This is a genomic window from Haemophilus haemolyticus M19501 (assembly GCF_000222025.1).
In the GTDB taxonomy this organism is placed as follows: Bacteria; Pseudomonadota; Gammaproteobacteria; order Enterobacterales; family Pasteurellaceae; genus Haemophilus; species Haemophilus haemolyticus_G.
Genome location: NZ_AFQO01000019.1, coordinates 1 through 9251 on the forward strand (window position 1 = coordinate 1; position 9251 = coordinate 9251).

Sequence of the window (9251 nt, forward strand, 5' to 3'; positions counted from 1 at the left end):
AATCTTTCGATATTACGTCGGTATTAGCGACAGTTTCCCGTCGTTATCCCCCCTCCATAAGCCAGATTCCCAAGCATTACTCACCCGTCCGCCACTCGTCAGCAAGAAAGCAAGCTTTCTCCTGCTACCGTTCGACTTGCATGTGTTAAGCCTGCCGCCAGCGTTCAATCTGAGCCATGATCAAACTCTTCAATTCAAGTTCAATCGCTCAATAAACTGCTTAGCTATAAATAAAAATACTAGTTAAAAAAGTAATGATGAATTTTCAGTTAAGCACCTATTAAGACTTCAAAATTAAAAAATATTTTAAAACAAGTCAATCAACAAGTGCCCACACAGATTGTCTGATACATTGTTAAAGAGCAAAAAACAACGACGCACCTAGAAACTTAAATACTTCACAACAGTGCGTCGTTGTGTGCGGTGCATTATAGGGATTTTCAAATCCCTTGCAAGTACTTTTTGTAAAAATATTTAAAAAAATGATCTTTTGATTAAAGCGCAAGCGATCAGAGCAAAATATAGATATTTTGAACTATTTTTTTAAGCGTTTTAAAATTCTAGGAAGATCAACGATAGAATCTAACACATAATCTGCTACTCTCTCGCCTTCCTCTGTTACTGGTTTACCTGTACGAACTAATACGTTCATTTTCACCTTCGCGCCAATTCCCGCTTTTAGATCTTCAACTTTATCTCCAACCATAATAGATTGCGCAGGATCGATCTTTAATTCTTTGATCGCTTGCAATAGCATGCCAGATTTAGGTTTCCGGCAATCACAGTCTTCTTTATATTCACCTTTTCCTTCAGGATGATGTGGGCAATAGTAAATACCATCCAAATCCACATCTTGTTCAGCCAATGACCAATCCATCCATTCTGTTAACTGTAAAAACTGCTCCTCAGAAAAATAGCCACGCGCAATTCCAGATTGATTGGTAACCAACACCAACATATATCCCATTTTCTTTAATTCACGCAATGCATCAATCGCACCATCAATAAACTTAAAGTTATCAATTTCGTGTACATAACCATAATCAATATTTAACGTACCATCGCGATCTAAAAAAATAGCCTTATTCATTCTCTTACCTTTTATAAATGTCAAATTGACGAAAATTATCTATTTAATCCAAGCAATTAGCAAATATAACTCATAACCAATCTTTCTAAAAAAGATAATCTGACATATTGACATAGCAATCTAGACGTCTAGAATACCGAAATAGATTTAAAAATAACAAATAAAAAGGGCTTATATGATTAAGCTAAGCAATATAACAAAGATTTTTGAGCTACCTAGCAAGAAATTGACTGCGCTGGATAATGTCTCATTAAACATCGAAAAAGGTCAAATTTGTGGCGTAATTGGTGCATCTGGCGCAGGAAAAAGTACATTAATCCGCTGTGTGAATTTATTAGAAAAACCGACAAGCGGTTCCGTTATTGTTGATAGCGTAGAATTAACAGGACTTTCTGATCGCGAGTTAGTACGTGCTCGTCGTCAAATCGGAATGATTTTTCAGCATTTCAATTTACTAAGTTCTCGTACTGTATTTGAAAACGTGGCATTACCTTTAGAATTAGAAGGTGAGTCAAAAGCAAAAATCCAAGAAAAAATCACCGCACTTTTAGAGCTTGTTGGTTTAAGTGAAAAACGTGATGCTTACCCGAGTAATCTTTCTGGTGGGCAAAAACAACGTGTAGCCATTGCACGCGCCTTAGCTAGCGATCCTAAAGTCTTATTATGTGATGAAGCAACCAGCGCATTAGATCCTGCAACGACGCAATCTATTCTGAAATTATTAAAAGAAATTAACCGCACTTTAGGTATTACGATTTTGTTGATTACTCATGAAATGGAAGTTGTTAAACAGATTTGTGATCAAGTTGCTGTCATTGATCAAGGTCGCCTAGTTGAACAAGGTACTGTTGGTGAAATTTTTGCAAATCCTAAAACAGAATTAGCACAAGAGTTTATTCGTTCGACCTTCCACATTAGTCTACCTGATGAATATTTGGAAAATCTTACTGATACGCCGAAACATAGTAAAGCGTATCCAATTATCAAATTTGAGTTTACCGGCCGATCAGTTGATGCGCCGTTACTTTCTCAGGCATCAAAAAAATTTGGCGTGGAGCTCAGCATCTTAACCTCACAAATTGATTATGCTGGAGGCGTGAAATTTGGTTATACCATTGCTGAAGTAGAAGGCGATGACGATGCCATTACGCAAACCAAAGTTTATTTAATGGAAAACAATGTGCGCGTGGAGGTGCTTGGTTATGTTCAATGATTTCTTGACAACATTCAGCCAGCAATTAACACCTCAAATGTGGGGTGTTGTCGCAACAGCAACTTATGAAACGATTTATATCAGTTTTGCATCTACTTTACTTGCCGTAGTAGTCGGCGTGCCTGTTGGCGTATGGACTTTCTTAACTGGAAAAAATGAGATTTTACAAAATAACCGCACTCATTTTGTGTTAAACACGATTATTAATATCGGGCGTTCCATTCCATTTATTATTTTGCTCTTAATTTTATTACCTGTAACACGTTTCATCGTGGGAACCGTATTAGGTACAACAGCAGCAATTATTCCATTGAGTATTTGTGCGATGCCATTCGTGGCTCGCTTAACTGCTAATGCATTAATGGAAATTCCAAATGGTTTAACCGAAGCTGCTCAAGCAATGGGGGCAACCAAATGGCAGATTGTTCGTAAATTCTATTTACCAGAAGCACTACCAACACTCATTAATGGTATCACGCTTACGCTGGTCACTTTAGTTGGTTACTCTGCAATGGCGGGGACGCAAGGCGGCGGTGGCTTAGGTAGCCTCGCTATCAACTACGGCGTATATCGCAATATGCCTTATGTCACTTGGGTGGCAACCATTATTATTGTGCTATTCGTTATGATTAGCCAAAAACTCGGCGATACACTGGCTAAAAAAGTGGATCATCGTTAATTAAACACAACTCTTAACTTAAACAGGAAGGAAATCCTATGAAATTAAAACAACTTTTTGCAATCACTGCAATCGCATCAACTCTCGTTTTAACAGGCTGTAAAGAAGACAAAAAACCTGAAGCCGCAGCTGCACCACTTAAAATCAAAGTCGGTGTAATGTCTGGCCCTGAGCACCAAGTTGCAGAAATTGCAGCAAAAGTTGCTAAAGAAAAATATGGTTTAGACGTTCAATTCGTTGAATTCAATGACTACGCATTACCAAATGAAGCGGTATCTAAAGGTGATTTAGATGCAAACGCAATGCAACATAAACCTTATTTAGATGAAGATGCAAAAGCGAAAAATTTAAATAACTTAGTCATCGTGGGTAATACTTTCGTCTATCCATTAGCGGGTTATTCTAAAAAAATCAAAAATGTGAATGAATTACAAGACGGTGCTAAAGTTGTTGTTCCTAACGATCCAACAAACCGTGGCCGCGCATTAATTCTTCTTGAGAAACAAGGTTTAATCAAATTAAAAGATGCAAATAACCTTCTTTCAACTGTATTAGATATTGTTGAAAATCCGAAAAAATTAAACATCACTGAAGTAGATACTTCTGTTGCGGCACGCGCATTAGACGATGTTGATTTAGCTGTAGTAAACAACACTTATGCGGGTCAAGTGGGCTTAAATGCTCAAGATAACGGTGTATTTGTAGAAGATAAAGATTCTCCATATGTGAACATTATCGTTTCTCGTACCGATAACAAAGACAGCAAAGCTGTTCAAGATTTCGTAAAATCTTACCAAACAGAAGAAGTTTATCAAGAAGCTAAAAAACACTTCAAAGATGGGGTTGTAAAAGGTTGGTAATTTCTACCGAACTTTAACGCATTACTAAATCCCTTGCTCTGCAAGGGATTTTTTATATCTTATTTCCCTCTACGGCCAATTAATTTCTAGAATTAAAGATCACGTAAGCAATGCATACCTTGATAAATTCAAAGCATGAAAAAACCGCACTATAGAAGTGCGGTAATTTTTTTAATTATTCTTAATCAAGAATTAATGTATTTTTTCTACTTGACCAAATTCTAGTTCAACAGGTGTAGCACGACCAAAGATTGATACAGAAACTTTTAAGCGACCTTTTTCATAATCCACTTCTTCTACTGTACCATTAAAGTCTGCAAATGGACCTTCAGCCACACGAACTTCTTCACCAGGATGATACTCATTGCGGTGACGCGGTTTATCTGTGGTTTGTTCTAGACGGTTTAAAATAGTATCCGCTTCTCGTTTAGAAATTGGCGCTGGTTTATCAGGTGTACCACCAATGAATCCCATAACACGCGGAACACTTTTCACCAAGTGCCATGTTTCATCATTCATTTCCATTTCTACGAGCACATAGCCAGGGAAAAACTTACGTTCGCTTTTACGACGTTTACCTGCAACATTCTCAACAACTTCTTCAGTTGGAACTAACACTTCACCAAATTGGTCTTCCATTTGTTGCTGTTTAATATATTCACGCAAAGTTAAAGCCACTCGGCTTTCAAAACCAGAAAACGCCTGTAATACATACCAACGTTTTTTTGATACAGTTGTTTCTTCAGTCATTTTAGAATCTCAAATCAGTTAAGAAATTAATTACTGTCACAATAATCGAATCTGTCGCCCAGAAAAATAAGGATGCAATGATTGTTACCCCAATTACGATTAATGTAGTTTGACGCGCTTCTTGGCGACTTGGCCATACCACTTTTTGCGCTTCTATTTTTGAATCTTTAAAGAATGTACGAGCTTTTGTACCTTGATTAGTAATTGCTGCAAATGCAAAAGCAATCACTAATGCAATGACTACACCCACTACACGAATAGGTAATGAATATACTTTTTGGAAATAAACATTACCAATTGCAGCTGCAGCAAAAAAGACTGCGGCTAAAATCCAAAGAAGGGTATTTAATCCTTTAGATTTACCTTCTACCATCGTCTCTGGTACATTTTTCTTTTTATCAACAATTTCAGTTGCCATAAATTGAATCCGTTATTTACTTAGGAAAATAAGAATAAAGTTATAAGAATGTGCGATTGTAGCATTTTCTTTTCGCCTTGCCTATTGAAAATCATCAAGCAAAATAGAAAACATAAGGAAAAACAACCGCACTTTTCTATTAAGAATGATATTCTAATTTTGGAGCAGTATTATCTACAATGGTACTTTCATCCACGACTACTTTACGTAAATTTTCGATAGATGGTAAATCATACATCGTATCAAGTAATACAGCCTCGACAATAGAACGTAAACCACGTGCGCCTGTTTTTCTTTCAAGCGCTTTCTTCGCCATTGCTTTTAAAGCTTCTGGAGTGAATTCTAACTCCACATTTTCAAGTCCAAATAAAGCTTGATATTGTTTAGTTAAGGCATTTTTAGGCTGTGTAAGAATTTGCACAAGGGCCTCTTCATCTAATTCACTTAGTGGAGAAATCATGGGTAAACGCCCAATAAATTCCGGAATTAAACCAAACTTCATTAAATCATCTGGTTCTACTTGGCGGAATAATTCAGAAAGAGACTTTTCTTCTTCATCCTTTTCTACTTTCGCACTAAAACCGATACTCGTGCTTGTTTGTGTACGTTTACTAATAATTTTATCTAATCCCGCAAATGCACCGCCGCAGATAAAGAGAATTTTTGATGTATCCAATTTCACCATTTCTTGCTGCGGATGTTTACGCCCGCCTTGAGGAGGAATAGACGCTACAGTACCTTCAATGAGTTTCAACAATGCTTGTTGTACACCTTCGCCAGATACATCTCGAGTAATTGATGCACCTTCCGATTTACGGCTAATTTTATCGATTTCATCAATATAGATAATGCCTTGCTCTGCTTTTTCAGTATTATACTCACAGTTTTGTAAAAGCTTTTGTAGGACATTTTCTACATCTTCACCGACATAGCCAGCCTCAGTCAATGTTGTCGCGTCAGCCATCGCAAACGGCACGTTTAAACGACGAGCTAGTGTTTGAGCAAGCAATGTTTTACCACTACCCGTTGGTCCAATAAGCAAGATATTACTTTTACCGAGCTCAACATCGTTATTTTCATGATTAGTTCGTAAGCGTTTATAATGATTGTAAACGGCGACAGAAAGCACTTTTTTCGCATAATCTTGGCCAATAACATAATCATCTAGATGAGCGCGAATTTCGTGAGGAGTTGGTAATTTCTCCTCATTTTCTGCCGCACTTTCGTCTACACTTTCATCATTACTTTCTTCAAGCATTGAATGACAAAGTTCAATACACTCATTACAAATATAGCCGTCTTTACCAGCAATTAATTTATCTACTTCGCTTTTTTCTTTTCCGCAAAAAGAGCAATGTAAATCTTTATCTTTGTCTGACATGTGTTTCCTTAACGTTTAATTAAAACTTCATCAACTAAACCATATGCTTTTGCTTCTTCAGCTGACATAAAGTTATCGCGATCTGTATCTTTCTCAATTCGTTCGATACTTTGCCCAGTATGGAATGCTAGACGATCGTTTAAGGTTTGTTTAATTTTCAAAATTTCTTGTGCATGAATTTGAATATCCGATGCTTGGCCACGGAAACCGCCCAAAGGTTGGTGAATCATCACACGCGCATTTGGTAACGCAGCTCGTTTTCCAGCGGTTCCACCAGCAAGCAAGAATGCGCCCATTGAGCATGCCTGACCAATACAAAGTGTGCGAATATCTGGCTTAATAAATTGCATTGTGTCGTAAATAGCCATACCTGCGGTCACAGAACCACCAGGAGAGTTGATATAGATATTGATATCTTTAGTTGGATCTTCAGATTCTAAAAAAAGCAGCTGAGCCACAATGAGATTTGCCATACGATCTTCCACTTCACCACTTAGGAAGATCACACGCTCTTTTAATAAACGGGAATAAATGTCGTATGAACGCTCGCCACGCGAAGTCTGTTCAACAACCATAGGAATTACACTCATGTTCTTACCTTTTTATCTAAAATTGCTAATTATTTTACTCTAAATAACATACAAATAAAAATGCGGTCGCTTTTGTTAAAAAGAGCGACCGCACTTTTATTCAATCATAACGATATTAATTAATCATTATGCTTGTGGATTCATAATTTCATCAAACGAAGAAACTTTTTCAGTAACTTGTGCTTTAGCAAGTACTGCATCCACTGCTTGTTCTTCTAATACTACGTTACGAATATTGTTCATTAATTCTTCGTTTTTACTATAGTATTCAACAACCTCAGCTGGTTGCTCGTAAGCTGATGCAATATCCGCAATCATTGCTTTAGCACGTTCTTCATCAGCTTTTAATTCATTAGATTTAATCACTTCAGAGAATAATAAACCTACTTGAACACGACGAGTTGCTTCCGCTTCAAATAATTCACGTGGTAACTGTGCAGCTTGTTGTGCATTACCGCCAAAACGTTGAGCCGCTTGATTGCGTAATACATTAATTTCTTCTTCTACTGCAGAAGCTGGAACTTCAATTGGATTTTGTTCAATTAAACCGTTAATTACTTGTTGTTTAACACGTGAAACTAATGCATTTTTCAATTCACGTTCCATATTCTTACGAATTTCTACACGTAAATCTGCAACAGATTTAGTATTCGGACCGAACTTAGCAACGAACTCATCTGTTAACTCAGGTAACACCATGTTTTCTACTTTTTTCAAGGTAATTGCAAATTTTGCCGCCTTACCTTTTAAGTTTTCTGCATGGTATTCAGCAGGGAAAGTTACATTAATATCAAATTGCTCACCTGCTTTATGGCCTACGATACCATCTTCAAAACCAGGAATCATACGACCTTGTCCCATAAATAATACGAAGTCAGATGCTTTACCGCCTTCAAACTCTTCGCCATCTACAGAACCAACAAAATCAATAGTTACGCGATCATCTGCTTTCGATGCAGAGTCGGTTTCTGCCCAAGTTGCTTGTTGTTTACGTAACACATCAACCATTTTATCAATATCAGTTTCTGTGATTTCAACAGTTGGTTTTTCAACTTTAATATTCTCTAAACCTTGTAACTTAACTTCTGGATAAACTTCAAAAGTTGCGGTAAAAACTAGATCTTTACCTTCTTCAAAAGTTTCAATACCAAAAGTTGGACGACCTGCAATATTAATCTTTTCTGCAATCACGGCATCAAAAAAATGACGTGGTAATAAATCGTTTAATACATCTTGACGGATTGATGCACCGAAGCGTTGCTCGATGATGTGTGCAGGAACATGACCTTTACGGAAACCATCTACACGCACATTTTTTGATGCACGTTTAAATTCTTCACGAACTGCTTTAGATACAGTTTCAGCTGGAACGGTGATCGCTACACGGCGTTCTAAACCTTGAGTTGTTTCAATATTTAATGACATTTGTTACCTCAATTAATTTGCACTCGGTAAAAATCCACACCGAACACGTTTGTTAAATAAAATAAGACGCTCAATTATAACGAAAGAAATGTAACCAGTCGATAAAATACTGATTAAAAAATCACATTTTGATAACTTTCAAATATCATCTATAAACAAAAAGTGCGGAGAATTTTCCCCGCACTTTCTCTTGTCTTCTTTCTGTCTTTAAGACATTCAAGAATACATCAATTATTTGATGATTTTCGCTACAACACCAGCACCTACTGTACGGCCACCTTCACGGATTGCGAAACGTAAACCTTGGTCCATCGCGATTGGGTGGATTAAGCTTACTGTCATCTTGATGTTATCACCAGGCATTACCATTTCCACGCCTTCTGGTAATTCGATAGTACCAGTTACGTCAGTTGTACGGAAATAGAATTGTGGACGGTAACCTTTGAAGAATGGAGTATGACGACCACCTTCTTCTTTTGATAATACGTACACTTCTGATTCGAAGTCAGTGTGTGGCGTGATTGAACCTGGTTTCGCTAATACTTGACCACGTTCGATTTCTTCACGTTTTGTACCACGTAATAATGCACCGATGTTTTCACCTGCACGACCTTCGTCAAGTAATTTACGGAACATTTCAACACCTGTTACTGTAGTTTTCGCTGTATCTTTGATACCGACGATTTCTACTTCATCACCAGTACGGATGATACCACGTTCTACACGACCAGTTACTACTGTACCACGACCTGAGATTGAGAACACATCTTCGATTGGAAGAAGGAACGGTTGGTCAATCGCACGCTCTGGTTCTGGGATATAAGTATCTAAGTGGTTTGCTAACT

At 37.4% G+C, this 9251-nt stretch carries 10 protein-coding genes and 1 rRNA gene; 3 read left to right on the forward strand and 8 right to left on the reverse strand.

Going from position 1 to position 9251, the window contains the following annotated elements; all coding sequences use genetic code 11:
- Window positions 1-196: ribosomal RNA gene (locus tag GG9_RS0109100) — 16S ribosomal RNA — on the reverse strand; the annotation flags it as partial.
- Between the two features lie 339 nt (window positions 197-535).
- Entirely contained in the window at window positions 536-1090 is a 555-nt protein-coding gene (gmhB, locus tag GG9_RS00045) for a D-glycero-beta-D-manno-heptose 1,7-bisphosphate 7-phosphatase (RefSeq protein WP_005632970.1), read from the reverse strand.
- 175 nt (window positions 1091-1265) lie between these two features.
- Here gmhB and metN point away from each other — a divergent pair, with 175 nt between their 5' ends.
- From metN to GG9_RS00030, 3 genes are read left to right on the forward strand one after another with little or no spacing between them, the layout of a single operon-like run.
- Window positions 1266-2303 (forward strand): methionine ABC transporter ATP-binding protein MetN, encoded by a 1038-nt coding sequence (gene metN, locus GG9_RS00040; RefSeq protein ID WP_005632972.1) that lies wholly within the window; start codon window positions 1266-1268, stop codon window positions 2301-2303.
- Window positions 2293-2982 carry a methionine ABC transporter permease gene (locus tag GG9_RS00035; RefSeq protein WP_005632974.1) on the forward strand — a complete coding sequence of 230 codons (690 nt, stop codon included), beginning with the start codon at window positions 2293-2295 and terminating at the stop codon, window positions 2980-2982. Before metN ends, GG9_RS00035 begins: the two co-directional genes overlap by 11 nt.
- 38 nt (window positions 2983-3020) lie before the next feature.
- Window positions 3021-3842: a MetQ/NlpA family lipoprotein gene (locus GG9_RS00030; RefSeq protein ID WP_005632977.1), complete on the forward strand. Its 822-nt coding sequence runs from the start codon at window positions 3021-3023 to the stop codon at window positions 3840-3842.
- Between the two features lie 192 nt (window positions 3843-4034).
- Here GG9_RS00030 and nusG read toward each other — a convergent pair whose 3' ends face one another.
- From nusG to GG9_RS0109105, 6 genes are all read right to left on the reverse strand, one after another.
- Window positions 4035-4592: a transcription termination/antitermination protein NusG gene (gene nusG / locus GG9_RS00025; RefSeq protein ID WP_005628071.1), complete on the reverse strand. Its 558-nt coding sequence runs from the start codon at window positions 4590-4592 to the stop codon at window positions 4035-4037.
- Window position 4593: 1 nt separating this feature from the next.
- A complete protein-coding gene (gene secE / locus GG9_RS00020; RefSeq protein ID WP_005632978.1) occupies window positions 4594-5010 on the reverse strand; it encodes a preprotein translocase subunit SecE in 417 nt (138 codons plus the stop codon).
- Between the two features lie 139 nt (window positions 5011-5149).
- The gene (gene clpX, locus GG9_RS00015; protein ID WP_005632979.1) at window positions 5150-6391 is read right to left on the reverse strand and encodes an ATP-dependent protease ATP-binding subunit ClpX; all 1242 of its coding nucleotides are present in this window, start codon (window positions 6389-6391) and stop codon (window positions 5150-5152) included.
- A gap of 8 nt (window positions 6392-6399) precedes the next feature.
- The gene (gene clpP / locus GG9_RS00010) at window positions 6400-6981 is read right to left on the reverse strand and encodes an ATP-dependent Clp endopeptidase proteolytic subunit ClpP (RefSeq protein ID WP_005632980.1); all 582 of its coding nucleotides are present in this window, start codon (window positions 6979-6981) and stop codon (window positions 6400-6402) included.
- Between the two features lie 126 nt (window positions 6982-7107).
- Window positions 7108-8406: a trigger factor gene (gene tig / locus GG9_RS00005; protein WP_005632981.1), complete on the reverse strand. Its 1299-nt coding sequence runs from the start codon at window positions 8404-8406 to the stop codon at window positions 7108-7110.
- 231 nt (window positions 8407-8637) lie between these two features.
- The coding region (locus GG9_RS0109105; protein WP_032825222.1) for an EF-Tu C-terminal domain-related protein at window positions 8638-9251 on the reverse strand (614 nt) is incomplete at its 5' end.